Below are 26434 nucleotides of genomic sequence, written 5' to 3'. Positions count from 1 at the left end.
AGTGTCGGAATACTCAAAATGGAATATTTGAATATTCCACGGGAGATATTCGAAATGCCGCTCTATATCCGCGACGACAAGGTGGACGCGCTCGCGACCCAACTGAAGCGCGAGACCAACGCCTCGAGCAAGACTGAAGCGGTGCGGATCGCGCTTCTGCACGAGCTTGAGCGCAACCGCGCCCGCAAGCCACTGCGCGAGAGGATTGCCGTTTTCCAGGCCCAGGCGGCTGCGCTGGGGCCGTCCGATCCCAACTTCGACATGAAGGCGTTCATGGACGAGGCGTGGGAAGACTGATGTTCGTCGGCGCGCCGGCGGTCCGCTGCATAGTTCCGCGCTTCTATGATTTTCTTCAGACGGATATGACATAAGCTGGAGTTTCTACGATCGATAGTCGGGAATAAATCGGCACCAGCCAGCGTTATCTCATTGCTTGGGTGACCGGGGCGGCGGACCGCTTCGCGCTGGCCGCTTGCGCCGCGCCGAGAAGGCGCGTTCAATCGAGATCAACAAGGCGACCCCCAGAAACAGCGGTCATGGACGAAAAGAAGGCAGCAATCCTTGGCGAAATACCGCGCCTGCGCCGCTACGCACGCTCGCTTTTGCGCGACCGCGACGCTGCCGACGACCTTGTCCAGGATTGCCTCGAGCGGGCGCTTGTGCGGCTCGACAATTGGCAGACAGGAGAAAGCCCCCGGAGGTGGCTGTTTACGATCATGCATCATTTGTTCATCGACCAGATGCGCAAGGTGAACCGCCGCGGCGAGGCGGCGATGCTGCCGCTGGAGGCGGGCGAGGCCGTTGCCCAGCCGGCCGAGCAGATGGAGAGCATTGCCTCGCGCGAGATCATCGAAGCATTGCAGGCGATCAGCCCCGACCGTCGCGCAGCCCTTGTCATGGTTGCCATCGAAGGTTTTTCCTATGCCGAAGCCGCCAACATTCTGGGCGTGCCTGCCGGCACACTGATGTCGCGCATCGCGCGCGGGCGTGAGGAACTGCGCGGGTTGCTGGACGACACGGCGCGTCGCCGCGCGATAAGGATCGTGGAGAAATGATCCGCCGCGACTTTTCCGAACGTGACATCCACATGGCGCTTGATGGCGAACTGCCCAGCGACGAGCGCTCAGCCTACGATGCCTGGCTCGACGCCAATCCCGAAATGAAGGCCAAGAGCGCCCGTTTCACCGCCGACCGGGCGGCGCTCAGTGCCGCCTTCGCCGACGTGCTGGACGAAGCCGTGCCTGCGCGGTTGCGCAAGGTGCTGCTTGGCGAGGCGCCGGTCAAGGCAGCTGTGCCACGCTCACGCTGGTGGCTTGCCGCTGCTGCCGCCGTGCTTCTGGTCGCCGGCGGACTTGGTGGCTATTTTGCCGGCATCGAGGGCATCGGGCAGGAGGATCCGGCGGAAGATCGGCTGGCCGAGCAGGCAATCGCGGCCCATGTCATCTATGCCGCCGAAAAGCGGCATGCCGTCGAGGTGCCGGCCAGCGACAAGGACCATCTGCAGACCTGGTTGTCCAACCGGGTCGGGCTGAAGCTGGTGGCGCCGGACCTGACCGCCGACGGATTCCAGCTGGTCGGCGGCCGGCTGTTGCCGGCAGGCGAGAGCAAGGCCGCCATGCTGCTTTACGAGGACGGCAATGGGCAGCGTATATCGCTGTTCGTCACCACGGAATCGACGGAGAATGCCAGGGGCACCTACGCCGCCACGCAAGACGGACCCGAGGCCGTCTACTGGCTGGACAAGGGCTATGGCTGCGCCGTGGTCGGCTCCTTGCCGCGCGAGCGGCTGGCCGAGGTCGCCAGGAGCGCCTACATGCAACTTGTCAACGGGCTGGCAAGCTGAACGGCATCGCTTTTGCCGGTGCCGTCGATCCGCGAATGCTGATCCGGCCGAAGGACCTTTTGCGCCCGTCGGGCCGGCGTTGGATTTGTCACAATTCGGCCCTAATCGAGGTGCGATAGCGCTTGATGAATGCCGTCGCATCGCCCCGAAAATCGGAAATGGTTTTTGGAAACACGAGGCGAAGATTCAAGGTGGTGGAGCGGACTTCGTGCGCCCATGTGGACGCCGGTTTTCCCAACGCCCTGGTTGGCGTCAAGGACGTGTTCGAGTAGGGCCATTTCCACCACCAATCGAGGTTTTCTGAAGCCGCATGCCTGCCGAGATCCGCACGGCCCGCGCATCTGACGTCGATGATCTCGCCGCCATCGAGAAAGCTGTTTTCTCAAGCGACCGTATTTCCCGCCGCTCCTTCCGACTGTTCATCGAGCGTGAAACCGCCGAGACGCTGGTCGCCGAAGTCGACGGCCGCGTGGCCGGCTATGCGATCGTGCTGTTTCGCAAGGGCAGCGGCGTGGCGCGCCTCTACTCGATTGCGACCAGTCCGTTTTTCGGCGGGCTGGGTGTCGGCCGCATGCTGCTCGGATCCGCCGAAGATGCCGCCTTCGAGCACGACCGCATGATGCTGCGTCTCGAAGTTCGCGAGGACAACAGCCGCGCGATCCGCATCTACGAACGGGCCGGTTATCGCAAGATCGGCCGCGAGCCCGGCTACTATGAGGATGGCGAAACGGCACTTCGCTACGAAAAGACCTTGCGTGGCGACATTCCGATCGCCACCAAGGTGCCGTTCTACCCGCAGACCTGCGAATTCACCTGCGGCCCGTGCTGCCTGATGATGGCGATGGCCAATTTCGATCGCGGCTTCGTGCCGGATCCGGTCATGGAAATCCGCCTGTGGCGTGAAGCGACGACCGTCTTCATGATGTCGGGTCCCGGTGGATGCGAGCCATTCGGCCTCGCTGTCTCGGGCTACGAAAGCGGGCTCGCGGTGGAGATCTACGTTTCCTTCTATGGCGCGCTGTTCCTGCAATCGGTGCGCAGTGAGGAGAAGCGCAGGGTGATGGAACTGGCCCAGGTCGACTTTCGCCGACGCGCGGAACTTTACGGCATCCCGGTGAATTACCGTGCATTCACAATCGACGATATCCGCGCTGCGATCGCTGGGGGAAAGCTGGTGCTGGTGCTGATCAGCGGCTTCCTGATGTTCGGCAAGAAGGTGCCGCACTGGGTGCTGGCGATCGGCGATGACGGCGACCATATCCTGATCCACGACCCTTGGGTTGAGGATGAAAGGCAGGAGACCATCCTTGATGCAGCCAACATTCCCGTGCCTTACGGCATCTTCATGAACATGGCGCAGTTCGGTCGCGATGGACTGCGTGCCGCCATCACTCTGGGAAAGCGTGACAGATAATGACCTGGGTCATCCTTACCGGCAGGCAGAGCGATCTCGACCAGGTGGCGACACCGCACAAGATCATCACCAATCGCGACTATCTCGCGCATCCGTCACTGTTTCGCGGCCAGCGGCCGAAGGTCATCAACCTGTCGAACAATTACGCCTACCAGAGCCGCGGCTACTATGCGTCGCTGCTGGCAAGCTCGCGCGGCCACAAGGTGATCCCGACGGTCGAAACGATGATCGACCTTTCGGAGCGCAAGCTCTATGAACACGCGCTGCCGGAACTGGAGCTGGCGCTCAACAAATGCCGCAAGGACCTCGGCGGCGTTTTTCCGCAAAAGGTCTGCATTTTCTTCGGCATCGGCCCGTCGAAAATCTGGGACCGCTTCGCCAAACTTCTGTTCGACTGGTTCCGCGCGCCGGCGCTCGAAGTCCACATCAAGGACAGCGCCGAATGGGCCTCGATCCGCAAGATCGGTTTCCATCCGCTGGCGCGGATGACCGAGGACGAGGAAAAAAGCTTCATCCAGTGCCTGGAGACCTACACCAACCGCGAATGGCGCGACACCAAGGGCCGCACGCCGGCGCGCTACACCTTCGCCACGCTGGTCGACCCGCATGAGGAATTGCCGCCCTCGGAGATATCGTCGCTGCGCTATTGGGCCAAGATCGCCGAGAAGATGGGCGTCGAAATCGAGCCGATCACCAAGCGGGACCTCGCCAAGCTCGCCAATTACGACGCGCTGTTCATCCGCGAGACCACCTCGATCTCCAACCACACCTATCGTTTCGCCCGCCGCGCCCAGCAGGAAGGAATGCCGGTGATCGACGATCCGCTGTCGATGATCCGCTGCACCAACAAGGTCTATCTCAACGAACTGATGGCCTACAACAAGGTGCCGGTGCCGCCGACGGTGATGATCGCCGGCACCTCGGATCTCGAACTGGCGGCGCAGACGCTGGGCTTTCCGCTGGTGCTGAAAATCCCGGATTCGTCGTTCTCGCGCGGCGTCAAGAAATGCGCCAATTTCGAGGAACTGAAGACGCTGGCCACCGAATGGCTGGAGGATTCCGACCTTCTGATCGCGCAGAAATTCATTCCGACCGAGTATGACTGGCGCGTCGGCGTGCTCGGCGGCCAGCCATTGTTTGCCGTGCACTATCTGATGGCCAAGAAGCACTGGCAGATCGTCAACCACAAGGCCAACGGCAAGCCCGACCAGGGCGGCATCAAGACCTTCACGCTGAAGGAGACGCCGGCGCATGTCGTCGAGACGGCAGTGAAGGCGGCGCGCTGCATCGGCGACGGGCTCTATGGAGTCGATCTCAAGGAGACCAAGGACGGCGTCTTCGTCATCGAGGTCAACGACAATCCCAACCTTGACCATGGCTGGGAGGATTCCGGCGAGAAGGACGAGGTCTGGGTGCGGCTGACGCAGTGGTTCCTGGAGCGGCTGGACCGGCCGGGGCGGTAATTTGATCGGGGGTAGAACATGCAGTTCATCGTCATCGAGGATTTCACCGGCTGCGATCGCAAGGAGATCTACCGCCGCTTTCGCGACCGCGGCCGCCTGAAACCTGACGAGCTTCTCGTGCACCACAGCTGGATCGCGGCGGACATGAGCCGCTGCTTCCTGCTGGTGGAAGCCAATGACGTCACGCTGCTGCAGCGCTGGGTCATCGAATGGGCGGATCTGGTGGAATTCGAGATCATCCCCGTGGCGACAAACAAGGACATGGCAGAGGCATTGAGCGGGCACCTCTGACCATCGCCGCGTGTTCAGTCAACGGAGTACCGGCGAGCCGACTGCGCGCCGACACTCGTCGATCAGCCACAGGCGAAACGCCGCCACGACATCGCGCCTGGCGCTGCGCTCCGGGATCGTCAAGCAATAGGGCTGGCGCAGCTCCAGTGCCTGGGCGAGGGGCCTGACAAGTCGGCCGTCTGCCAGCGCCGCGGCACAGTAGATCCCTTGCACCAGCGCCACGCCCAATCCCGAAATGGCAAGATCGAGTGCTGCGCGCGACGAGTTGGCCGAGAGGCCGCGCTGCGCTGCCCGGCCGGGCTCGACGCCGGCCGCCTCGAACCAGTTGTGCCAGGACGGAAAGGACGCGCCGGTCGGTCCCCAGCCGGTGTGGATGAGCGGCAGGCTGGCCAGGCCGTCGGGTTTGATCGTGCCTGCCAGCCCGGGTGCACACACGGGATAGACCGCGTCCTGAACGATATTCTCGGTCGGGTGCTCGCGATAATGCGGCCCATAGGAGAGCCTGATGTCGATCAGTTCACGGTCGAACGGCACCGGGTCGTCGTCGCCTCTGAGCGATATATCGACCGCGCCATGGCTTGAGACAAAACCAGCGAGACGCTGCGAAAGCCAACCCATGGCCATGGATGGCGGCACCGACACCACAAGGCGCGGGCGGAACGCATCGCCGCCCAGTTCGCGCGAGACGCTGCCGATCTCCTGGAAGGCCATGGTCAGCCTGGGCAGCATCTCGACGCCGGCCTCGGTGAGGACGACGCGCCGGTTGACACGGTGGAACAGCTTGCGGCCCATCTGCTCCTCGACGGCGCGGATGAGCTGGCTGACGGCGGCGGCCGATACCGAAAGCTCTTCCGCCGCCGCGGCAAAGCTGCCTGCACGCGCCGCGGCCTCGAAAGCTTGAAGTCCTTTGAGAGAGGGAGGTACGGCCATAATCACCGAATAGATAAGTTCAGCTTATCTAGATTGCAGAAATCGTCGTTTTTGGAAAGGTTGTTCATTGGCTACAGTGGGTTCATCAAACTCCAGTCTGGATCGAAGCACGTGGATCATCGTGACGTAATTTCATCGTTGACGCAGGAGGAGCGCAACCGGCTGACCGCCAAGTCTGATGCCGCGGGCCTCGTTCAGCTTGCTGCTCATTGGGGCGCGATCGTGGTCGTCGGATCGCTGATCGCTGCCAAGGTGCCGTTCTGGCCACTGCTGATGCTGCCGCAAGGTATCCTCATCGTCTTCCTGTTCACGCTGCTGCACGAGACGGTTCATCGTACGGCTTTCGAGGCGCAGCGGCTGAACGATGCCGTGGCGCGGGTGTGCAGCCTGGCGATCGCGCTGCCGGCGGACTGGTTCCGCTACTTCCACTTCGCCCACCATCGATACACCCAAGATCCCGACAATGACCCGGAACTGGCCTTCCCGAAACCGGAGACATGGCGGCAATACCTCGTCCACATATCCGGCATCCCGTTATGGTGGGGCCACCTCAAGACGCTTTATGCCAACGCAGCGGACCGTGGTCGCGAAAGCTACGTCCCGCCAAAGGGCTATGACAAGGTGCGCATCGAAGCACGCGCCATGATTGCCTTTTATGCCGCGGTCCTTCTGCTGGCCCTCTATTTCCGGCTCTCGGTGCTTGTCTATGTCTGGATCTTGCCCGCTCTGTTGGGGCAGCCGTTTCTGCGCCTCTATCTGCTGGCCGAACATGGTCGCTGTCCGTTCGTCGCCAACATGCTGGAGAACACCAGGACCACGTTGACCAACTGGCTGGTCCGCAGGCTGGCATGGAACATGCCGTTCCATGCCGAGCATCATGCCTATCCCGGCGTGCCGTTTCATCAACTGCCGCGGTTTCATGCGCTGATCGAGCGGCATCTCAAGGTGGTCGAGCCCGGCTATGTCAGCTTCCACGGCAAATACATCGACACGCTGCGTTGACGATGGCCGGCCTCAGCCGGTCTGGCTGTGGAGCGCTCGGGATTTCAACAGACGCTGGATCTCGGCGGCCGTTGACGGCACGCCGATCAGATAGCCCTGCGCCTCGGTACAGCCATTGCCGCGCAGGATGTCGAGTTGCACCTCGGTCTCGACCCCCTCGGCGGTGACAGTGATGCCAAGCTCGGCGCCCAGCCCGATGACGGTGCGAACGATCGCCGCGGCGTCACGATTGCCCAGGTCGTGGATGAACGAACGATCGATCTTGATCTTGTCGACGGGAAAACGCCTGAGGTAGCCGAGTGAGGAATAGCCGGTGCCGAAATCGTCCAGCGCGATGCGGATGCCGAGTTCGCGCAACTGCCGCAGCGTCCTTAACACCGCCTCGCTTTCGTCCATCAGCACGGTTTCGGTGATTTCAAGCTCCAACCGATCGGCTGGCACGCCGGAGAAAGCCAGCGCCGAGATGACGCTGCGGGCGAAGCTGCCGCTTTTAAGTTGCACGGCCGAGACATTGACCGCGACGCGCAGGCCGGCGGGCCAGTCGGCCGCCGCCGTGCAAGCTTTCCTCAGCGCCCATTCGCCAAGCGGCACGATCAATCCAGTGTCTTCGGCGACCGGAATGAAGCTGTCCGGCGCCACCGTGCCACGTGTCGGCGAATGCCAGCGCATCAAGGCTTCCGCGCCGACGATCTCCCCGGATGCGATGTTCATGATGGGTTGGAAGTCGAGGTCGAACTCCTGGCGCGGCAGCGCGGTCTCGAGATCGATCTCCAGCGCACGCCGTGCCTGTACCATAGCGTCCATTCCGGGTTCGAAGAACCGATACTGATTGCGCCCTTCGCTCTTCGCCCGGTAAAGCGCCGTATCGGCGTTCCTCAGCAGCGTGTCGGCATCTCCACCGTCGTCGGGGAAAACCGCTATGCCCAGGCTGATGCCGATATGCATCTCGCGGCTCTTGTCGCGGAACGGTTTTCCGATTGTCTCGATGATGCGCTTCGCGAGTTTTTCAGCATTGGCAATGCCCTTGAAATTGAACTGGATGATGACGAATTCGTCACCGCCGAAGCGGGCAACGACGTCGTTTTCATTATGCAGGCAGCGCTGCAGCCGCTCGGCCACGCTCTTCAGCAGCCAGTCGCCGGCCGGATGTCCCCAAGTGTCGTTGACCGCCTTGAAGCGATCGAGATCGAGCGAGAAGATCGCCAGCGGCGTGGCCGCCGTGTCCTCCAGCGCAAGGTCGAGCCGTTCGCGAAACATCGAGCGGTTGGGCAGTCCGGTCAGCATGTCGTGATGCGCAAGATGGGTCATGCGCTCTTCGGTACGGCGGCGCTCCGTAACGTCGTCAAAGGTCGCCACCCAACCGCCGCCGTTCATCGGCTGGCGGGTGACCAGAACCGTCCTGCCGTCTGTAAGATGCCGATACGCCGAATGCATTTTTTTCGCCACCAGGCAGGCCTCGGTCTTGGCGACTTCGCTGTCGACATCGATCTTCGTATAGATGCCGAGTTCCAGCAATCGTTCGAGCGCGTCGCGGTGCGTCGTTCCAAGCGGGAAGTCCGCCGCGGTGACGTTGTAGAGTTCTAGAAAACGCCCGTTGCGCACGATCATCTTGCCGTCGGCGTCATACATCAGCAGGCCTTGCGACATATTGGCGAGCGCTGCGTCGAAGCGGCGGTGCTGCTCTTTGAGATCCTCTTGCGCGCGGCGCTGCTCGGTGATGTCCTCATAGATCGAGACCCAGCCGCCCAGAGCCAGAGGGCGGTGCGAGATGCTGACGATGCGGCCGTCCGACAGTGTTTCTTCGTAGGTCGAGGGCTTTGCCTGATCGATATAGGGTTTGCGGATGGCGTAGAGTTCGTCGGCGGTTTGCGAGGCGATGCCGATATCGACGCTGTGGCGCAGAATGTCGAGGAACCGGATGCCGGGCCTTATGATGCTGGCTTCGAGGCAAAAGATGTTCAGGTAGTTGCCGTTGCAGATGATCATCCGCTCGTCGGCATCGAACATGCACAGGCCGTGCGACATGTTCTCGACGGCAGCCGAAAAGCGTTGGTTCTGCTCCCGCAGTTCGTCTTCCATGTGGCGGGAGCGGTCCATGCCTTCGGCCTCCCGTTTCGGGTTGGTCGAACCATCCTTGGCATCAGCGACGGGCATGAGCGCGCCTGCGGACCGTGATCGAACGCGCTATTGTGGCCGCCGCCGGTTAATTTAGCGTTTTTAGCCGATTGCGGTCGCCGAAACCTGGTGTCGCGATGTCTCGATCGCGGAAAACCGCTTCAGGAACGCATTTTGCGCCCAGGTTACCGAGCGTGGCGTGAAATCGAAGCGGTCGGCATTGAAGCCGCGCGGACGGCCGAAGAACTCGGTCGCCTCGGCGGTCGAAAAGCCGGCGAGCAGCGTTGCCTCGAAATAGGCGGCGATCTGGTCGGCGCGCTTGATCTCCTTGCGCAGCGCAGCACTTGGTTCCGGCGGCAGCGAGAAGCGCAGATGGATGGCGCGCTGCAGCCGTAACTCACAATCCTTGTAGCTGCCGCCCATCACCGATTTGAACGGCGAGATCATGTCGCCGATGACATATTCGGGGGCGTCGTGCAGCAGGGCCGCCAACCGGGCGTCGGCCGAAGCCTCGGGAACCAGGTCGCAGAACAGCGCTTCGACCAGCAGCGAGTGCTGGGCGACCGAAAAGGCATGCTCGCCGCTGGTCTGGCCGTTCCAGCGGGCAACGCGGGCGAGCCCGTGCGCAATGTCTGAAATCTCGATGTCGAGCGGCGAGGGGTCGAGCAGGTCGAGCCGGCGGCCCGACAGCATGCGCTGCCAGGCGCGTGCCGGCGCGCCGACGCGGTCGGCCGCCATCAGGCCTCCTCCGCGCTGACGGCTTCCTGCGGGAAGGCGAATTTTGCCCAACCGGGAATGGCCAGGGTAACCGGATCGTCCCCGGCCATGATCGGTTGGCCGGCGTCGAGCGCCGCCTTGACCCGGTCGATGCGGGCAATGGCCAGACCGGTCGTGCCGACGATCGAGCCAAGCGTGCCAACCGGCCTGCCTTCGACGGTTAGCTCGGTGCCGGGCGCGGGCAGGGGCCGGTCGGCTGACACAATCAGCACGCGCCGCCTGGCGGTGCCGCGATGCTGCATGCGCGAGACGACCTCCTGGCCGACATAGCAGCCCTTCTTGAAGCCGACGCCACCGGTTTCGTCCAGCAGCACGTCGTGGGGGAAGGCGTCTCCGAGTTGGTAGTCGCTGCCGCTTTCGGCAATGCCGCCGGCAATGCGGAAGGCCTGCCACGCGGCAAGATCGCTGCGCTCATCTGTTTCGCCATAGGAGCGCTCGACGGCGTCGTTGCGAAAGCGCGTGTCGGCCACCGTTGAATCAGATTGTGAGGGTGTTGATTCATGTCCCCATGCGACGGTGACAAATGCCTGATCGGATTTGGCAATCTCGACCTTGGCGCGCAGTTTGTAGAGCGTCAGCCGGCGTATGAAATCGTCCGCTATGTCGGCACGGCATTCGAGCCGGAATGCATTCTCGCCGGTGCGCGAGATCAGGAAATCGAACAGGATCTTGCCTTGCGGCGTCAGCAGCGCACCGGGCTTGGCTTCGCCGGGAGCCAGGATGTCGAGATCGGTGGTCACGATGTTTTGCAAAAAATGCTCGGCATCCGGACCTGATACGGAAATGAGGGCGCGGTCTTTGAGCTGGGCAAAGGGCATGGGCGGAAAAGCAACCTGATCTTGCAAAACGGTCGGCCTTTACGTAAGCCGCTGGCACTCCCCCCGCAAGAGAGCATGGCCATGATCTACGACCTCATCCTGACAGGCGGCACCGTGGTCAACCACGACGGCGAAGGGGCTCGCGACATCGGCGTGAAGGGCGGGCGCATCGCCGCCATCGGCGATCTCCGCCAGGCCTCGGCGGGCGAGACGATCGATTGCCGCGGCCTGCATATCCTGCCGGGCGTCATCGACAGCCAGGTGCACTTTCGTGAGCCGGGATTGGAGCACAAGGAAGATTTGGAAACGGGGTCGCGCGCGGCCGTGCTTGGCGGCGTCACCGCCGTGTTCGAGATGCCCAACACCAATCCTTTGACCACCAGCGAGGCAGCGCTTGCCGACAAGGTCCGGCGCGGCACGGATCGCATGCATTGCGATTTCGCCTTCTGGGTCGGCGGTACCCGCGAAAACGCCGGGGATGTCGGCGAGCTTGAGCGGCTGCCGGGCGCTGCCGGGATCAAGATTTTCATGGGCTCGTCCACTGGCGACCTGTTGGTCGAGGATGACGAGGGCGTGGCGTCGATCCTGAGAAACACGCGCCGGCGCGCCGCCTTTCATTCGGAAGACGAATTCCGGCTGCGCGAGCGCCTTGGCGAACGCATCGAGGGCGATCCTTCATCGCACCCGGTCTGGCGCGACGAAATCGCCGCCTTACGCTGTACCGAACGGCTTGTACGCATCGCGCGCAGCGTTCGCGCCCGCATTCATGTCCTGCACATCTCGACGGCCGAGGAGATTGTGTTCCTCGAACAACACAAGGATGTCGCGACCTGCGAGGCAACGCCGCATCATTTGACGCTGAGCGCCGACGACTATGCACGGCTTGGCACGCTGATCCAGATGAACCCGCCGGTGCGCGCCGCCCGCCATCGCGACGGCGTCTGGCACGGCATTGCGCAAGGCATCGTCGACGTGCTCGGCTCCGACCATGCGCCGCACACGCTGGCCGAGAAGGCCAAGCCGTATCCGGCCTCACCGTCGGGAATGACCGGCGTGCAGACGCTGGTGCCGATCATGCTCGACCACGTCAATGCCGGCCGGCTAACCTTGCAGCGCTTCGTCGACCTGTCCAGTCATGGCCCACAGCGGATCTTCGGCATGGCCAGGAAAGGCCGCATCGCCGCCGGCTATGACGCCGACTTCACCATCGTCGACATGATGCGGCGCGAGATGATCACCAATGCGCAGGCCGGCTCGAAAGCCGGCTGGACGCCTTATGATGGCAGGGAAGTGACGGGTTGGCCGGTCGGCACCGTCATTCGAGGCCGACGTGTCATGTGGGAGGGCGAAATCGTCACGCCAGGCCAGGGCAAAGCGGTGGAGTTTTCCGAGGCATTGCCCGTCTAGGCTCCCGGATCTCTGCAAGGGCAGAGGCAGAAAGCTCAATCCCCGGCGACGAAGAACGACCACTGTCCGGCAGGCGTGATGCCGACACGGTAGAAGATATAGGCGCCGAACTGCTTCATGTCATTGAAATCGCCGGCGGTGACGATCTTGAAGAGCTCGACCCGCTGCTTGGCGTCCAGCTTTTCCAGCGGCAGGGCGAAGAAATACGGCCACACATAGAGTTCTTGTGGCGTGCCGGCATCGAGGTGGACGTAGCCGGCATTAAGCACCTCCTCCAGGATGGCCAGAATCTCCTGGCCGTCTGGGTCGCCGGAGAGGCCCTTGAGGAAGGCGATGGCGTCGCCGTCTATGTCGGTCAGCGATATCTGTGTCATGCTGTCGCCCGTGCCGATCAACGGCCGCAGCTTTTCGATATCGCCGCCCTTGCAGGCTTCGACGATCAGATCGTGCATGCGCCGCACCGGTTCCGGCAGCTTGCCGAGATCGTAGACGACCTCAGGCACCGGCGTTTCCGGATCGACGCGCGGTCCGGTCACGCCGCCATCCGCCGGACTGTCCGGCTCGGCTTCGGCAGGAGCAGTCGGCTGGCTGGCCGGCGGCGGTGTTCCGACCGGGTTGGGCATTGGCACGGCGCTTCCGGGGGGCGACATGTCGTCGTCGGCCGGCGGCGTGACTGTCGGGGGGAGCTCTTCGCGCTTGATTTCGCTCAGCGCATACACGGGGCTGCTCGCGAGACACACAAGCAGGGGAATCGCGGCACAGCAAGCGACGAAGGAGATGCGAAGGATCAAGCCACACGGCTTGCCTGACATCGAAAAACTCACTGCCCGTTTCTCCCTGCTTCCGGGCATGACGCCCGAGCGGCATGTTCCCGTCAAAGAACCGGAGGTCGGTTCAGTGCCGCAGCCGTTCAGGTTCGAAGGCGCCAGCAATCACCTTTTCACGCATACGGTCGAGCAGGGCAAGGGCCGAGGTCTCGCCATTAGCACGCAACATCTCGCCGAAGGCCGTTTCGAGCGCTGCTTCGGCGATGATCTCGGGCTCTATCCCGGCGGAGAGACCTTCCGCCCAGGCCTCGCTGTGGCTTTCCACGGCGGTCAGGCGTTTTTCTTCCCTGACCAGCGCGTCGATGTCGTTGACACCATGTTCCATAAGCGAATGTCCACCCTTTCAAGCTGCGATCCATCGATGTGGATCAGGCCTGATCTGTTCATTTCACACGCAGGGGCAATTAAGTATTTGTAAATACGACATTTTTTTGATCGTCTTTTACAAAGCCCAATTGCCTTGTGCGAAGCTGCGTTCAGCTCGAGTCAAACTTAGCCGATTGGGGCGGCCTGCGGGGCGAAAACCTTCAGTTTGAGTTAATTCCGCTTTCGCGCGGTAAGGTTTCGTTAATTCTGTTGCAGAAGTGCAACATGAGGATTGCACCAAGATATCGCCTGCCACAAGCCGATATATCCGCTGTGCCCAGCAATGATCCGGATAGTTGTTGATGAGCGAGTGCCTAGTTGCCGTAACGCGAGGCGATATCGCGAGACAGCGTCTCGCCTTCCTTCATGTAGCGGCTGATGGCTTCGGTCGCCGAGGGCGTGCACCTCGTATAGGTGCCGCCGAAGGAGCGGTAGCCGCGATTGAAGCTGGCAATGAAGCGGGCGCGCCGCTCGGCGTCCGGATTTTCCGAATCGAGCAGTTTTGTCATCTCGACACGCCACTGGTCGCCCTTCTCGCCGCACAGATTGCGCAGGAAATGCAGCGAGCCCAGAACCTCCGCCAGCCGCATCAACCCAGGCTCGAACGGCGATTCGGCGCTGAGCGCGGGCCGTATCGAAACGGTCGCACCGACCGCAAGACACACGGCGAGGAGCATGGACGGACGGTTCATAAGCCTTCTCTACCCAACGGCGTGGCTCTGCCAAACAGGATAAGTCTTTGTGGCGAAACAATTTGTCGCCTGCAAGGCGGTTTCAGGGCTTCGGCCCGTCGTCTCCGTCCGGGTCCAACAAGTCCTCGGCCACGGCGAACACCGAGCCGGCGAGCGGCAATGCCGTCATCTCACTGAGCGTATAGAAGGCCGCCGTCTCTGCATCGTCGCTGGCTACGGCCTCGCCGCCGGCATAGGCGGCGCCGAAGACCGTGAGGAGATAATCGACCGGGTGGCTGTCATCCCTGCCGTCGATGTGGATTTCCCGCAGCGGGCGGTAATCGGTGGCCCGCAAGCCGGTCTCTTCCAACAGTTCGCGGACCGCGGCCTGTTCCAGCGTCTCACCGGCTTCGACCTTGCCACCCGGAAAGGCATAGAGTCCTTGCGAGGGTTGCCGGGCTCGTTTGACCAGAAGCACGGTGTCTGCCCGCACGACGGCGACCGAGACTGCCGGAAGTGTTTTGCGCGCTTCGTTCATGGGTTCCCGATCAGGCGTGTAGGCAGGTCTGTTGTGGACCGCCCAGCATGGGCAAGCTTTAGCGGTTGCGCAACGCCGGTTGCATCGCCACTTTCAAGCTGAACCATTCGAAGGACGCCAATCGACCATGTGCGGACGTTTTGCCTTGACCGCGACGCCGGACCAGACTGCCGCGTTGCTAGGCTTGGCGGAACTGGAGGATTTCCCGGCGCGCTACAACATCGCGCCGACGCAGCCGATCCTGATGGCGGTCGCCGGCCCCCCGCAGGCGCCGGGCTCCAATCTGCCGGACCGGCAGCCGATGCTGGTGCGCTGGGGGCTGATCCCGACCTGGGTGAAGGACACACGCGAGTTTCCGCTGCTGTTCAACGCGCGCTCCGAAGGGGCTGCCGAAAAGGCGTCGTTCAAGGCCGCCATGCGCCATCGCCGCGCCTTGGTGCCGGCGTCCGGCTTTTATGAATGGCGGCAAACCGGCGGCAAGAAAGGCCAGCCTTACTGGATACGCCCAAGGCGTGGCGGGCTGGTCGCCTTCGCCGGACTGATCGAGACCTATGCCGAGCCGGGCGGTTCGGAAATGGACACCGGCGCCATCCTGACCATCAACGCCAATGCCGACATCGCGCATATCCACGACCGCATGCCTGTGGTGATCGACCCCAGGGATTTCGCCCGTTGGCTGGATTGCCGCACGCTCGAACCGCGTGATGTCGCCGATCTGTTGCGGCCGGCTCAACTCGATTTCTTCGAGGCCATTCCCGTCTCCGACCTGGTCAACAAGGTCGCCAACACCGGACCGGAGATTCAGGAGCGGGGCGAGATCGGGCCGGAGCCCGAAAAGGTCAAGCGCCAGAAGCCCGGCGCTGACGACAATCAGATGACGTTGTTCTAGTTGAACTGTTCTTCAGCGGCGTATGTATGCGCCATTTGCCAGGCGCCCTTGACGCAGGGCCGCACACCACTTCAGGCGGCGCGGGGCGACACGATCTTCTGTACCGGCTTTTTCTTCTTCGCGGTGTGAAGGAGGGCGGCGACGATCGCGGCCGGGCCGATCGCGCGATAGTGGTTGGCCAGTGCCGGCTGCTTGGCTTCCTGCTTGGTTCGGGGCATGTTTCTCTTCCCAGGTAACATTTTCGTGTCTGCGTTTGATGGCTGATTCTGACCAAATCGTGACGCCCGCTGATCTAGCCGGCGAATGTTTCATGACTGTGCCGACATGTTTAATAAAATGTTTCAGTGCATCATTACCTGTGATCCAGCGACGTTTTTGCCGAAACTTGCGACTTGACGGCAACACATGCCAAGGCGATAAAGCCGCTCATGAAAACGTCTTTCGCCATTTGTGGCATTTGCATTATTGGCTAGCCTCGCGCTGGTCCGGACGTTTTCGCCTCATCTTTCCCCAGATTGGACAAACGCCCCGGCCAGCAGGCTGGAGCCTGATTTGCGTCTCGCGCAGGGCTGGCTTCGTCAAATCGAGTTCTGAACCGGGAAGGCACGAATGTTCGACGCATCTCAGAGCCTGCGCCTCTACAACACGCTGACGCGGACGAAAGAGGATTTCGTCCCGATCGATCCAGACAATGTGCGCATGTATGTCTGCGGCCCGACCGTCTACGACTTTGCCCATATCGGCAATGCCAGGCCGGTGATCGTCTTTGACGTGCTTTTCCGCTTGCTGCGTCACGTCTATGGGCAGGTGCACGTCACCTATGTGCGCAACATCACCGACGTCGACGACAAGATCAACGCGCGCGCTCTGCGCGACTTCGGCGGCGAGATCGCTTCCGGAACACTTTCGCTCAACGAGGCGATCAGGCGGGTCACCGAAAAAACCGCCGATCAGTTCCATCGGGACGTGGCGGTTCTCGGCTGCCTGGAGCCGACGGTCGAGCCGCGCGCCACCGAATTCGTCGAGCCCCGCGCCGACGGCAAAGTCGACATGATCACCTTGATTCAAAGCCTGATCGAACGCGGCCATGCCTATGTTGCCGCGGGCGAAGTCCTGTTCGACACCGCGTCGATGCCGGACTACGGCCAGCTGTCGAAGCGCAATCTCGACGAGCAGCAGGCTGGTGCTCGCGTCGCCGTCGACGCGCACAAGAAAAATCCCGGCGATTTTGTCCTGTGGAAGTTGTCGTCGCCGGAGGAGCCTGGCTGGAATTCGCCATGGGGCAGGGGTCGGCCGGGCTGGCACATCGAATGCTCGGCAATGTCGGCCGCCTATCTCGGCGAGGTGTTCGACATCCATGGCGGCGGCCTCGACCTGATCTTCCCGCACCATGAGAACGAGATCGCTCAGTCGCGCTGCGCCCATGGCACGGACGTGATGGCCAACATCTGGATGCACAACGGCTTCCTGCAGGTCGAAGGGCAGAAAATGTCGAAGAGCCTCGGCAACTTCTACTCGATCAACGAACTGCTCGAGACCGAGACGTTTGGCGGCCGCAAATGGCCGGGCGAGGTCCTGCGGCTGGCAATGCTGATGACGCACTATCGCGAACCAATCGACTTTTCCGTGCGCAAGCTGGAAGAGGCCGAGAACACGCTGCGCAAATGGAAGCGGGCGGCCGACCTTGCGCCGGCCGCCGCAGGACTGCTGCCCGTGCAGGTCATCGATGCCTTGTCGGACGATCTCGCAACCTATGCCGCCTTCCAGGTCTTGACGCAGTTGGCTGGCGAGGCAGCGGACGGCAACGATGCAGCGGCTGCGCTGAAGGCGTCGCTGCTGTTCCTCGGCTTCGATGTCGCGTCGGCAAAGGTTGATGAAGACCACGTCGCCAAGGCCATCGCCAAGCGTCTCGCATTCATCGCCGCGAAAAACTGGGCCGAGGCCGACCGCATCCGCGACGAACTGCTGGCACAAGGTGTACAGTTGAAGGACGGCAAGGATCTGGTCACTGGCGAGCGCATCACCACCTGGGAGGTAAAAAGATGATCGACCATCTTGGCATCACCGTTGCCGATTTCGATGCTTCGAAGGCGTTCTATGACAAGGCGATGGCGCCGCTTGGTGCAGCGCTCCTCTACATGGTGCCGCTGGAATACACCGGCGGCGCCAAAGTCGGCGGCTATGGCCGTGACCGGCCGGTGTTCTGGCTGAGTTCGGCCAAGGACAAGCCCAGGGATCACCAGCACGTCGCCTTCACGGCGCGCAGCCGCGCCGAGGTCGATGCCTTCCACGCAGCGGCACTTGCTGCCGGTGGCAAGGACAATGGCGGGCCGGGCCTGCGCCCGCATTATCACCCGAACTACTATGGCGCCTTCGTCTTCGATCCCGACGGCAACAATGTCGAAGCCGTCTGCCATGCGCCGGAGTGAGCCGAGATGAGCCTCGACAACCGGCCGATCTACACCGGCGGCTGCCAGTGCGGCGCGGTGCGCTTTCGCGTTGAAGGCGCGCTCGGCGACGCTTCGGTCTGCCATTGCCGCATGTGCCAGAAGGCGTTCGGCTCGTTCTATGCGCCGCTGGTTTCGGTGCGTGGCGCCCGGCTCGACTGGACGCGCGGCGAGCCGAAATACTTCCGCTCCTCCAACCATGTCGATCGCGGTTTTTGCGCTGATTGCGGCACGCCGCTGACCTTCACCGCGCCGGATGGTGTTGGCCTCGCCATCGGCGCGTTCGACAATCCGGCGGAGATAGTGCCGCTGATCCAATGGGGTGTCGAGGCAAAGCTGCCTTATGTCGATACGATCCCGCGATTGCCGGGCGAGGAGACGATGGCCGACGTGTCGTCGGCCTCTTATCTGGCGGATCTCGTCTCCTATCAGCATCCGGACCACGACACCGAACAATGGCCGCCAAAGGAAAGATCATGACCGATCAGGTAAGAACCGGCGGCTGCCAGTGTGGCGCCGTGCGTTTCCGCATTCATGGAGCGCTCGGCCGTCCGTCGATCTGCCATTGCCGGATGTGCCAGAAGCAGTTCGGCTCGTTCTTCGGTGCACTGGTCACGGTGCCCAGGGACGGCGTCGAATGGACCCATGAAGAGCCGAGCTATTTCCAGTCATCGATCAACATCGACCGGGGTTTCTGCGCCCGCTGCGGCACGCCGCTGACATATCGGCAGCCCGGCGGACTGGAAATCGCCATCGGTGCCTTCGACGACCGTTCGGATCTGGCACCGCAGATCCAGGTCAACTATGCCGCGCGGCTGCCATGGGTGGAGACGATCTTCGATCAGCCCGTCCACCAGGATCCTGATTATTACAACAGGCAGGAATCCATCATCTCCTTCCAGCACCCAGACCATGAAACAGCGGACTGGCCGACCAAAGGTTTGCAGCTATGAGCAGTCAATTGCGTACGCTTTATCCCGAGATCGAGGCCTTCGAGTCCGGCATGCTGGATGTCGGCGACGGCCATCAGGTCTACTGGGAGCGTTCCGGCACCAAAGGCGCCAAGCCGGCGGTGTTCCTGCATGGCGGACCGGGCGGCACCATTTCACCAAAACACCGGCGGCTGTTCGACCCGAAGCTTTACGATGTCATTCTGTTCGACCAGCGCGGCTGCGGAAAATCGACGCCCAACGCCTCGCTCGAAGCCAATACGACCTGGCACCTGGTCGCCGACATCGAACGCCTGCGTGAAATGGCCGGCTTCGACAAATGGCTGGTGTTCGGCGGCTCCTGGGGGTCGACGCTGGCGCTCGCCTATGCCGAAACGCACCCCGAACGCGTCAGTGAGCTGGTGGTACGCGGCATCTACACGCTGACACGTGCGGAACTCGAATGGTACTATCAGTTCGGCGTCTCGGAAATGTTCCCGGACAAATGGGAGCGCTTTCTGGCGCCGATCCCGGAGGCCGAGCGCGGCGACATGATGGCCGCCTACCGCAAGCGGCTCGTCGGCACGGATCGCAAGGCGCAGATCGAAGCCGCCCGCGCCTGGAGTCTGTGGGAGGGCGAAACGATCACGCTGTTGCCGGAGCCGGAAACCAGTGGACCGTTTGGGCAGGACGACTATGCCGTCGCCTTCGCCCGCATCGAAAACCACTATTTCGTCCATGCCGGTTGGCTGGAAGAAGGACAATTGCTGCGCGATGCGCACAAGCTGAGCGATATTCCCGGCACCATCGTCCACGGCCGCTACGACATGCCGTGCCCGGCGCGCTATGCCTGGTCGCTGCATAAGGCGTGGCCGAAGGCGGATTTCCATCTGATCGAGGGCGCCGGCCATGCGTATTCGGAGCCGGGGATTTTGGACCAATTGATCCGGGCGACGGATCGGTTTGCAGGGAAGATATAGTCGATGCACGGCGATCCTTCACACCCGCCTCTGTCCTGCCGGACATCTCCCCCGCAAGGGGGGAGATTGGATGTCGCCTTCGCTTTCGCCAATCGCCGACATTGCAGGACCAGCGCTGTCGTCACAGCTGACGATCTCCCCCTTTGCGGGGGAGATGGCCGGCAGGCCAGAGGGGGGTGCTCAAGCACCTTGCTGTCATGAAAAAGGAAAGACTGTTCCTCTTCGACACAACCCTCCGCGATGGCCAGCAGACGCCGGGCATAGACTTTTCCGTCGAGGACAAGATCGCCATCGCAAAACTGCTGGACACCTTCGGCCTCGACTATGTCGAGGGCGGCTATCCCGGCGCCAATCCGACCGATACGGCCTTCTTCCAGGAGAAGCGGACGGCACGTGCCAAGTTCGTCGCCTTCGGCATGACCAAGCGGGCAGGGGTGTCTGCGTCCAACGATCCCGGCCTTGCATCACTCGTGCAGTCGAAATCGGACGCCATCTGTTTCGTTGCCAAGAGCTGGGATTATCACGTCCGCGTCGCGCTCGGCTGCACCAATGAGGAGAACCTCGACGCCATCAAGGCCTCCGTCGAGGCGGCGATCGCCGCCGGCAAGGAGGCGTTGGTCGACTGCGAGCATTTTTTCGACGGCTTCAAGGCCAATCCCGACTACGCGCTGGCCTGCGCCAGGGCCGCCTATGATGCCGGCGCGCGCTGGGTGGTGCTGTGCGACACCAATGGCGGCACGCAGCCGTCGGAAGTCCGCGCCATCGTCGAGAAGGTTATTTTATCAGGTATTTCAGGCGATCATCTCGGCATCCATGCCCATGACGACACCGGCCAGGCGGTGGCAAATTCCCTCGCCGCGGTCCAGGCCGGCGTGCGCCAGATCCAGGGCACGCTCAATGGCATCGGCGAGCGCTGCGGCAACGCCAATTTGATCTCGATCGTGCCGACGCTGGCGTTGAAACCGGCCTTCGCCGATCGTTTCGAGACGGGCATTTCGGCTGAGGCGCTGACCGGCATTTCCAGGTTGTCCCGCGCCTTCGACGAACTCTTGAACCGCGCCCCGGAAGCGCAAGCGCCCTATGTCGGGGCCTCTGCTTTCGCCACCAAGGCGGGCATCCATGCCTCCGCGCTGGCCAAGGAGCCGGCGACCTATGAGCATGTGCCGCCGGAAACGGTCGGTAACCGCCGCCGCGTCATGGTTTCGGACCAGGGCGGCAAGGCCAATTTCCTCGCCGAGTTGAAGCGGCGCGGCATCGATGTGCCGAAAGATGATCACCGGCTCGACGCGCTGATATCAGTGGTCAAGGAGCGCGAGGCCGAGGGCTATGCCTATGAGGGCGCCGATGCCAGCTTCGAGCTCCTGGCACGCAAGATGCTGCACGGCCTGCCGGAGTTCTTCAACGTCACCTCGTTCCGCTGCATGGTCGAGCGCCGCTTCGACGCCAACGGCCAGCTGAAGACGGTCTCCGAAGCGATCGTCAAGGTGGTGGTCGACGGCGAGGAGAAGATGTCGGTGGCCGAGGGGCATGGCCCGGTCAACGCACTCGACATCGCGCTGCGCAAGGACCTTGGCAAGTTCCAGAGCGAGATCGCCGACATGGAACTGGCCGACTTCAAGGTGCGTATCCTCAATGGCGGCACCGAGGCGATCACCCGCGTTCTGATCGAATCGCATGACGGCACCGGCGCGCGCTGGTGGACGGTCGGCGTTTCCGAAAACATCATCGACGCCTCGTTCCAGGCGCTGATGGATTCCATCGTCTACAAGCTGATGAAGAACCGCGAGATGGCCGGACTGGTGGCCGCCGAATAGGGTTGACCATCAGCGAAAGTCCGTTGATCCATCAGAACTTTGCGATGGTCTTGCCAAGGTGACTGGGCCATAGCGTTGGCCCATGGCCACTGAAACAATCACCCTGGATGCAGATTCCAAGGCCCGGCGCGGCTTTTTACTGGCGCTCGGCGCCTATCTGCTATGGGGGCTGCTGCCCTTCTACATGAAGGCGGTCGCTCATCTGCCGCTCGCCGAAGTCATTGCCCATCGCATCGTCTGGTCGGTGCCGATCGCCGCCGCCGTCCTGGTCTGGGCCGGCCGCACGGCGGATTTCAAGGCGGCGCTGCGTTCGCCGCGCACCATCGCCATGGCCGCGCTGACGGCTGCGCTGATTTCGGTCAACTGGGGCATCTATGTCTGGGCGATTGCCGTCGACCGCACTGTCGAGACCGCGCTCGGCTACTACATCAATCCACTGGTCAGCGTCGTTGTCGGCGCGCTGCTGCTTGGCGAGCGCCTCGACCGGCTGCAGATCGCGGCGGTGGTGCTGGCGGCCGTCGCGGTCGCGGTGTTGACCATTGAGGGCGGCAAGCTGCCCTGGGTGTCGCTGGCGTTGGCTTTTTCCTTCGCCGCCTACGGCTTCTTCCGCAAGACGCTGCCGATCGGCCCGAGCCAGGGGTTTTTGCTCGAAGTGCTTCTGCTGGCGGTGCCGGCGCTCGGCTACATCGTCTATCTCATCGCGACCGGACAGGACCACATCGTATCCAGCAGCGGTGCCGATAGGGCGCTGCTGATCGGCTGCGGTCCAGTCACGTCGATACCGCTGCTGCTGTTCGCCTTCGGCGCCAAGCTGCTGCGCCTGTCAACCATCGGCATCATGCAATATATCGCGCCGACCATGGTGTTCCTGATCGCCGTTCTGATCTTCGACGAGCCTTTCGGCACCACCCAGGCCATCGCCTTTGCGCTGATCTGGGCGGCCTTGGCGGTCTATTCCTGGTCGATGTTGACGACAGCGCGCCGCGCCGCGCCGCAGCCCGCACGGTAAGGGATTTCGGATGTACCTGCTGCATATCGCCAACAAGAATTATTCCTCATGGTCGCTGCGGCCCTGGGTGTTGATGCGAGAACTGGACATCCCATTCGAGGAGCGGCTGACGCCATTCCCGACCGGACCGAGCTGGGATCTGTACCGGCCATTCTCGCCGAGCGGCCGGGTGCCATGCCTGATCGACGATGGCTGGGCGGTCTGGGATTCGCTGGCCATCGTCGAGTATCTGGCCGAACGCCACGATGGCGTGTGGCCCGTCGAAGCCAAGGCGCGCGCCTGGGCACGCTCGGCCGCCGCCGAGATGCATTCGAGCTTCACGGCATTGCGCGGGGCATGCCCGATGAGTTGCGGCGTGCGGGTAAAGCCGTTCCCGATGTCCGATGGGCTGAAGCAGGACCTCTTTCGCCTTGGCGATCTCTGGAACGATGGGTTTGCCCGTTTCGGGGGGCCGTTTCTGGCCGGCGCTCATTTCACCGCCGTCGACGCTTTCTTTGCTCCGGTGGCGTTTCGCGCCCGGTCCTATGGGCTCTCCTTCGAGGGTGCGGCTGCGGCCTATCCGGCCCAATTGCTTGCTCTGCCGGCGATGCGCGAATGGTATGCGGCTGGTCTTGCCGAGACCTGGCGCGAGGCCGATCACGAAGCGGAAGTCGCCGCCGCCGGCACCGTCATCGAGGATCTTCGCGCCACGGCGTGAAAGCCGCCGGCGGGTGCTACATCTGTCCGAGCCGCCTGACAAAGAGATAGGTCGCACCCGCGATCACCATCGACACCGCCGTCACCACCCAAAAGCCCATTGGCGTGTCGACCAGCGGCAGGCCCCCAACATTCATGCCGAACAGGCCTGAGATGATGGTCATCGGCAACAGCACCGCCGTCATCACCGACAGTACGTACAGCAGCCGGTTCGACTGCGTCGTCAGCTTTGCCATAAGCTCGTCCTGCAACAGCCGGGCGCGCGCCTGCAATTGCTCGCCGTCATAATGCAGCGTCTGCGCACGGTGCGAAAGCCGGGCCGCCATGTCATTGATCGAATCGGACAGGTCGTTACGGTGCGAATGGTCGAGATGGCGAAACAGATTGGTGAGCGTCGCCATCTGCCGGTGGATCACCACCAGGTGCCGGCGCGCGTCGACGAGGGATTGCCGTTCATTGTGCCATGCGTCGCAGACGATACGGTCTTCGATGCCGTCGAGACTGTCGCCGAGTGCCGCAAGTTCCGCCACCATGCCGTCGAACGACTGGCCGACGACAGCCTCGATCAACTCGGCTGGCGAGCGGAACTTGCGCGATCCATTCTCGATCGCCTTGCGGATGTTGTCGACCGACTGCAGTGGTTGCTTGCGGGCGCCGACCAGCATCGTGTCATTGAGCGCGAAGCGGAAATGGCCAAGCCCGCCCGCTTCCGCCGAATAGTCATGGCGCAGGTCCGGGAGGTCGCCATAGAGCCAGTCGTCCTCGAGGTCGATGTGGCAGCCATGGCTGGCGGACAGGAAAGCTTCACGCACCGGTGCCGGCAAAGCCTGATCGGTGCCGATCTCATGGCGAGCGCGCATGTCGGAAAGCTGGTAGCTGCGCCATGTCCAGTGCGCGGCGGCGGCGTCCCTGGTTCGCACGCCCTCAGCGGTGAAGTGATAGATGAAGAACAATCCGTGCTCGTCGGGCAGGTAGGGCGACAGGTCGGTGCCTTCCGGGGCGAGAGTGATATCCATGGGGGCGGTGCCAGATGCATGTTCCGAAGATGGCACCGCACGGCGGCTGCCTGGCCTTGATTTCTAGCACGAGCGAACCCGGTTCCGTGTGACGGTTTCTTGACAGCCGATCACGGTCTGTCGATCAGCCGTGGCAATGCGGAGGTGACGCTTTCGTCACCCCCGGATTGTCCCCTGTCAGTGCTTCGGGCCGAAGCCGGGGTAGGGCTTTAGGGATACGATTGCGGCAATGTCCATCATGCCGGCCTTGACCAACGGCAAGGTGGCGAGGTGGCCGCGAACCTCTGCATCATCGGCTGCCTCGAACATCATGCCGCTGCCCGGGATGTCGCCTCGGTTCCACACCTGGCGGACCGCGCCTTCGGCATAAAGCGTGCGCCGCTGTTCGGCTTCGCCGGGTAGAAGCGGAGCGAAATCGGCATCGGCAAATTTTTCGGTGTTGCGGGTGAGAAGGGCAAAGAACTGCATGGCGGTCTCCTTTGGTTGGAATGACCGAATTATCGCTCCCGCTGGTCAGACTGTCCAAGACTGGTTAGGCTAAAGTTGAGACCCGCGGGGACTGGAGCCTGGAGAAAAATGTTCGATCTGCGTCAGCTCCGCTATTTCGTCACCGTCGCCGAAACCGGCAATGTCGGGCGCGCCGCCGAAATGCTGCATATTTCTCAGTCGCCACTCAGCCGGCAGATCATCCAGATCGAGGAGCAGTTGGGTGTTTCCCTCTTTGAAAGATCAAAGCAGCGGGTCCATCTCAACGCCGAGGGCCGCGCCTTCCTCACCGAGGCCCGCGCGCTGCTGTCCAATGCGCGACGTTTGGAGGAGTTCGGCCGCAACCTAGCCAGCGGCGCCGTCGGCCGGCTCGCCATCGGCTATGTCGAAGGGGCCGTTCATGCCGGGCTTGTCGCCGGGATGCTGCGCCAGTTCCGTCGCGACCGGCCGGATTTCCACCTGCAGCTGAGAAGCCTGCGTTCGGCGGCGCAGTTGGAAGGGCTACGGCAGCAGTCGCTGGATCTGGGCTTTGTCTACTCGCCGCCAGCCGATGATGACCCGGATGTCGCCGCGATAGCGCTGCGGCATGAGCCGCTGGTGCTGGCGATCCCTGAAGATGATCCGCTTGCTGAAGTGCCAGAGATTGAGCCCGACCACCTTGACGGTCGCACCTGGATCACCGTCGTGCGCCAGCCGGACGACACCAATCGCGGCCAGTTCCTTGCCGCCTGCGCCAAGGCCGGCTTTTTGCCCGACATCGCCTATGAGACGGCGGACCCGCTGACCTCGCTCGGCCTTGTCAGCGCCGGTCTCGGCCTTGCGACGGTGCAAGCCAGCCTGCGTGCCGCTGCGCCGCCGCGGATCGTATTTCGCGACCTGCCGTGGTTCGACCGCACGGTCTCCATCTATCTCGCCTGGCGGCGTCATGACCGGCGCGCGGTGATTGCCGATTTGCGGCAGGCAGCTGAGGAATAGGGGAATAGGGGGCGCCGTTCCCAGGCACTTCACATATTCCCCTACTGCCTTACTCCCGTATTCCCCTACATCTTGTCTATCACCGACTGCACGCCCTCGGTCGGGGCGTCGACGGATGACCCTGCCACCATGATGGCGGCGACGATGGCTTCGGGGTCGTCAATGACCAGCGGCTTGACCCGCTGTGCGGTGTGGATGAAGCCTTCGGCGGCCATGTGATCGAGCAGCGCCAGCATCGGATCCCAAAATCCTTTGACATTGCCGAAGACGATCGGCTTGCGATGATGGCCAAGTTGTCCCCAGGTCATGATCTCGATGATCTCCTCGACCGTGCCGATGCCACCCGGCAGTGCCACAAAGGCGTCGGATTTCTCGAACATCTTGTGTTTGCGCTCGTGCATGTTGTCGGTGATCAAGAGTTCATCGAGCCGGTCAAGCGCTGTTTCGCTGGCCTCCTTGTTGATCAGGAAGCGCGGAATGATGCCCGTCACCTTGCCGCCGGCCTTGAGCGCGCCTTCGGCGACAGCGCCCATAATGCCTTTGGTGCCGCCGCCATAGACCAGCCGCAGTCCCGCTTTGGCAATCGAGCGCCCGAGCAGGTGCCCGGCCTTGATATAGGTTTCATCGCGGCCCGGAGACGAGCCACAATAGACGCAGACGGATCGAATCGTGTTCATGCCGATGATTGGTGATTGGGTCTGAAAGCGTGGTCAAGCCCCAAGGGTCAACAA

The 26434-nt window shown here is 62.6% G+C and carries 30 protein-coding genes; 18 read left to right on the top strand and 12 right to left on the bottom strand.

The window, feature by feature from the left end:
- Nucleotides 1-54: 54 nt before the first annotated feature.
- The 6 genes from NKH52_RS10080 to NKH52_RS10055 all read left to right on the top strand — a co-directional run bounded on the left by NKH52_RS10080 (nucleotide 55) and on the right by NKH52_RS10055 (nucleotide 5011).
- Nucleotides 55-297, top strand: a complete 243-nt coding sequence (locus NKH52_RS10080) for a type II toxin-antitoxin system VapB family antitoxin (RefSeq protein WP_352730600.1) — start codon at nucleotides 55-57, stop codon at nucleotides 295-297.
- A gap of 239 nt (nucleotides 298-536) precedes the next feature.
- The gene (locus NKH52_RS10075) at nucleotides 537-1055 is read left to right on the top strand and encodes a sigma-70 family RNA polymerase sigma factor (RefSeq protein WP_352730599.1); all 519 of its coding nucleotides are present in this window, start codon (nucleotides 537-539) and stop codon (nucleotides 1053-1055) included.
- The gene (locus tag NKH52_RS10070) at nucleotides 1052-1843 is read left to right on the top strand and encodes an anti-sigma factor family protein (RefSeq protein WP_352730597.1); all 792 of its coding nucleotides are present in this window, start codon (nucleotides 1052-1054) and stop codon (nucleotides 1841-1843) included. Before NKH52_RS10075 ends, NKH52_RS10070 begins: the two co-directional genes overlap by 4 nt.
- A 310-nt stretch (nucleotides 1844-2153) precedes the next feature.
- Nucleotides 2154-3257, top strand: a complete 1104-nt coding sequence (locus tag NKH52_RS10065; protein WP_352730595.1) for a peptidase C39 family protein — start codon at nucleotides 2154-2156, stop codon at nucleotides 3255-3257.
- A complete protein-coding gene (locus NKH52_RS10060) occupies nucleotides 3257-4720 on the top strand; it encodes a RimK family ATP-grasp domain-containing protein (RefSeq protein WP_352730593.1) in 1464 nt (487 codons plus the stop codon). The genes NKH52_RS10065 and NKH52_RS10060 overlap by 1 nt, the downstream gene beginning before the upstream one ends.
- An 18-nt stretch (nucleotides 4721-4738) precedes the next feature.
- Nucleotides 4739-5011, top strand: coding sequence for a DUF3303 domain-containing protein (locus NKH52_RS10055; protein ID WP_352730591.1), 273 nt, complete (start codon nucleotides 4739-4741; stop codon nucleotides 5009-5011).
- Between the two features lie 18 nt (nucleotides 5012-5029).
- On the opposite strand, the gene NKH52_RS10050 is transcribed toward NKH52_RS10055, so the two are convergent.
- A complete protein-coding gene (locus NKH52_RS10050) occupies nucleotides 5030-5941 on the bottom strand; it encodes a LysR substrate-binding domain-containing protein (protein ID WP_352730589.1) in 912 nt (303 codons plus the stop codon).
- A 111-nt stretch (nucleotides 5942-6052) separates the two neighbouring features.
- Here NKH52_RS10050 and NKH52_RS10045 point away from each other — a divergent pair, with 111 nt between their 5' ends.
- Entirely contained in the window at nucleotides 6053-6943 is an 891-nt protein-coding gene (locus tag NKH52_RS10045) for a fatty acid desaturase family protein (RefSeq protein WP_352730588.1), read from the top strand.
- 12 nt (nucleotides 6944-6955) lie between these two features.
- Here the strand turns inward: NKH52_RS10045 and NKH52_RS10040 are convergent, their stop codons facing one another.
- From NKH52_RS10040 to ygfZ, 3 genes are all read right to left on the bottom strand, one after another.
- Nucleotides 6956-9097 carry a putative bifunctional diguanylate cyclase/phosphodiesterase gene (locus NKH52_RS10040; RefSeq protein WP_352730586.1) on the bottom strand — a complete coding sequence of 714 codons (2142 nt, stop codon included), beginning with the start codon at nucleotides 9095-9097 and terminating at the stop codon, nucleotides 6956-6958.
- 63 nt (nucleotides 9098-9160) lie between these two features.
- Nucleotides 9161-9796 (bottom strand): HD domain-containing protein, encoded by a 636-nt coding sequence (locus NKH52_RS10035; protein WP_013532569.1) that lies wholly within the window; start codon nucleotides 9794-9796, stop codon nucleotides 9161-9163.
- Nucleotides 9796-10653 carry a CAF17-like 4Fe-4S cluster assembly/insertion protein YgfZ gene (gene ygfZ / locus NKH52_RS10030; protein ID WP_352730584.1) on the bottom strand — a complete coding sequence of 286 codons (858 nt, stop codon included), beginning with the start codon at nucleotides 10651-10653 and terminating at the stop codon, nucleotides 9796-9798. Before ygfZ ends, NKH52_RS10035 begins: the two co-directional genes overlap by 1 nt.
- 75 nt (nucleotides 10654-10728) lie before the next feature.
- On the opposite strand from ygfZ, the gene NKH52_RS10025 reads away from it, so the two are divergent.
- Nucleotides 10729-12060: a dihydroorotase gene (locus tag NKH52_RS10025; RefSeq protein ID WP_352730582.1), complete on the top strand. Its 1332-nt coding sequence runs from the start codon at nucleotides 10729-10731 to the stop codon at nucleotides 12058-12060.
- A gap of 35 nt (nucleotides 12061-12095) precedes the next feature.
- On the opposite strand, the gene NKH52_RS10020 is transcribed toward NKH52_RS10025, so the two are convergent.
- From NKH52_RS10020 to NKH52_RS10005, 4 genes are all read right to left on the bottom strand, one after another.
- Nucleotides 12096-12884 carry a hypothetical protein gene (locus NKH52_RS10020; RefSeq protein WP_352730580.1) on the bottom strand — a complete coding sequence of 263 codons (789 nt, stop codon included), beginning with the start codon at nucleotides 12882-12884 and terminating at the stop codon, nucleotides 12096-12098.
- Between the two features lie 70 nt (nucleotides 12885-12954).
- Nucleotides 12955-13212 (bottom strand): hypothetical protein, encoded by a 258-nt coding sequence (locus tag NKH52_RS10015; RefSeq protein ID WP_008874920.1) that lies wholly within the window; start codon nucleotides 13210-13212, stop codon nucleotides 12955-12957.
- A gap of 355 nt (nucleotides 13213-13567) precedes the next feature.
- Nucleotides 13568-13945: a TIGR02301 family protein gene (locus NKH52_RS10010; RefSeq protein WP_013532565.1), complete on the bottom strand. Its 378-nt coding sequence runs from the start codon at nucleotides 13943-13945 to the stop codon at nucleotides 13568-13570.
- Nucleotides 13946-14027: 82 nt separating this feature from the next.
- Nucleotides 14028-14462 carry an NUDIX hydrolase gene (locus tag NKH52_RS10005; RefSeq protein ID WP_352730578.1) on the bottom strand — a complete coding sequence of 145 codons (435 nt, stop codon included), beginning with the start codon at nucleotides 14460-14462 and terminating at the stop codon, nucleotides 14028-14030.
- Nucleotides 14463-14589: 127 nt separating this feature from the next.
- Here NKH52_RS10005 and NKH52_RS10000 point away from each other — a divergent pair, with 127 nt between their 5' ends.
- A complete protein-coding gene (locus tag NKH52_RS10000) occupies nucleotides 14590-15351 on the top strand; it encodes an SOS response-associated peptidase (protein WP_352730576.1) in 762 nt (253 codons plus the stop codon).
- 71 nt (nucleotides 15352-15422) lie between these two features.
- Here the strand turns inward: NKH52_RS10000 and NKH52_RS09995 are convergent, their stop codons facing one another.
- Nucleotides 15423-15569: a hypothetical protein gene (locus NKH52_RS09995; protein ID WP_127289333.1), complete on the bottom strand. Its 147-nt coding sequence runs from the start codon at nucleotides 15567-15569 to the stop codon at nucleotides 15423-15425.
- Between the two features lie 391 nt (nucleotides 15570-15960).
- On the opposite strand from NKH52_RS09995, the gene cysS reads away from it, so the two are divergent.
- The 8 genes from cysS (at nucleotide 15961) to NKH52_RS09955 (ending at nucleotide 23227) form a co-directional block, all read left to right on the top strand.
- Entirely contained in the window at nucleotides 15961-17397 is a 1437-nt protein-coding gene (gene cysS, locus NKH52_RS09990) for a cysteine--tRNA ligase (RefSeq protein ID WP_352730574.1), read from the top strand.
- Nucleotides 17394-17780: a VOC family protein gene (locus NKH52_RS09985; RefSeq protein ID WP_352730572.1), complete on the top strand. Its 387-nt coding sequence runs from the start codon at nucleotides 17394-17396 to the stop codon at nucleotides 17778-17780. The genes cysS and NKH52_RS09985 overlap by 4 nt, the downstream gene beginning before the upstream one ends.
- A 6-nt stretch (nucleotides 17781-17786) precedes the next feature.
- On the top strand, nucleotides 17787-18278 hold the full coding sequence (locus NKH52_RS09980) for a GFA family protein (protein WP_127289329.1): 492 nt from the start codon (nucleotides 17787-17789) through the stop codon (nucleotides 18276-18278).
- Entirely contained in the window at nucleotides 18275-18751 is a 477-nt protein-coding gene (locus tag NKH52_RS09975) for a GFA family protein (RefSeq protein WP_352730570.1), read from the top strand. Before NKH52_RS09980 ends, NKH52_RS09975 begins: the two co-directional genes overlap by 4 nt.
- A complete protein-coding gene (pip, locus tag NKH52_RS09970) occupies nucleotides 18748-19707 on the top strand; it encodes a prolyl aminopeptidase (protein WP_352730568.1) in 960 nt (319 codons plus the stop codon). Before NKH52_RS09975 ends, pip begins: the two co-directional genes overlap by 4 nt.
- A 197-nt stretch (nucleotides 19708-19904) precedes the next feature.
- Nucleotides 19905-21521: a citramalate synthase gene (gene cimA / locus NKH52_RS09965; RefSeq protein ID WP_352730566.1), complete on the top strand. Its 1617-nt coding sequence runs from the start codon at nucleotides 19905-19907 to the stop codon at nucleotides 21519-21521.
- An 82-nt stretch (nucleotides 21522-21603) separates the two neighbouring features.
- On the top strand, nucleotides 21604-22530 hold the full coding sequence (gene rarD / locus NKH52_RS09960) for an EamA family transporter RarD (RefSeq protein WP_352730564.1): 927 nt from the start codon (nucleotides 21604-21606) through the stop codon (nucleotides 22528-22530).
- 10 nt (nucleotides 22531-22540) lie between these two features.
- Nucleotides 22541-23227 carry a glutathione S-transferase family protein gene (locus NKH52_RS09955; protein ID WP_352730562.1) on the top strand — a complete coding sequence of 229 codons (687 nt, stop codon included), beginning with the start codon at nucleotides 22541-22543 and terminating at the stop codon, nucleotides 23225-23227.
- A gap of 16 nt (nucleotides 23228-23243) precedes the next feature.
- Here the strand turns inward: NKH52_RS09955 and NKH52_RS09950 are convergent, their stop codons facing one another.
- Both NKH52_RS09950 and NKH52_RS09945 read right to left on the bottom strand, forming a co-directional pair.
- Entirely contained in the window at nucleotides 23244-24242 is a 999-nt protein-coding gene (locus NKH52_RS09950) for a transporter (protein ID WP_352730560.1), read from the bottom strand.
- A gap of 177 nt (nucleotides 24243-24419) precedes the next feature.
- A complete protein-coding gene (locus NKH52_RS09945; protein WP_352730558.1) occupies nucleotides 24420-24710 on the bottom strand; it encodes a muconolactone Delta-isomerase family protein in 291 nt (96 codons plus the stop codon).
- A 108-nt stretch (nucleotides 24711-24818) separates the two neighbouring features.
- On the opposite strand from NKH52_RS09945, the gene NKH52_RS09940 reads away from it, so the two are divergent.
- Nucleotides 24819-25703 carry a LysR family transcriptional regulator gene (locus NKH52_RS09940; protein ID WP_352730556.1) on the top strand — a complete coding sequence of 295 codons (885 nt, stop codon included), beginning with the start codon at nucleotides 24819-24821 and terminating at the stop codon, nucleotides 25701-25703.
- A gap of 65 nt (nucleotides 25704-25768) precedes the next feature.
- Here the strand turns inward: NKH52_RS09940 and NKH52_RS09935 are convergent, their stop codons facing one another.
- Nucleotides 25769-26380, bottom strand: coding sequence for an LOG family protein (locus NKH52_RS09935; protein ID WP_127289311.1), 612 nt, complete (start codon nucleotides 26378-26380; stop codon nucleotides 25769-25771).
- Nucleotides 26381-26434 lie beyond the last annotated feature (54 nt).

The sequence above is a fragment of the Mesorhizobium sp. M1066 genome, assembly GCF_040318635.1.
In the GTDB taxonomy this organism is placed as follows: Bacteria; Pseudomonadota; Alphaproteobacteria; order Rhizobiales; family Rhizobiaceae; genus Mesorhizobium.
This window is presented reverse-complemented; position numbering and strand designations above follow the sequence as displayed.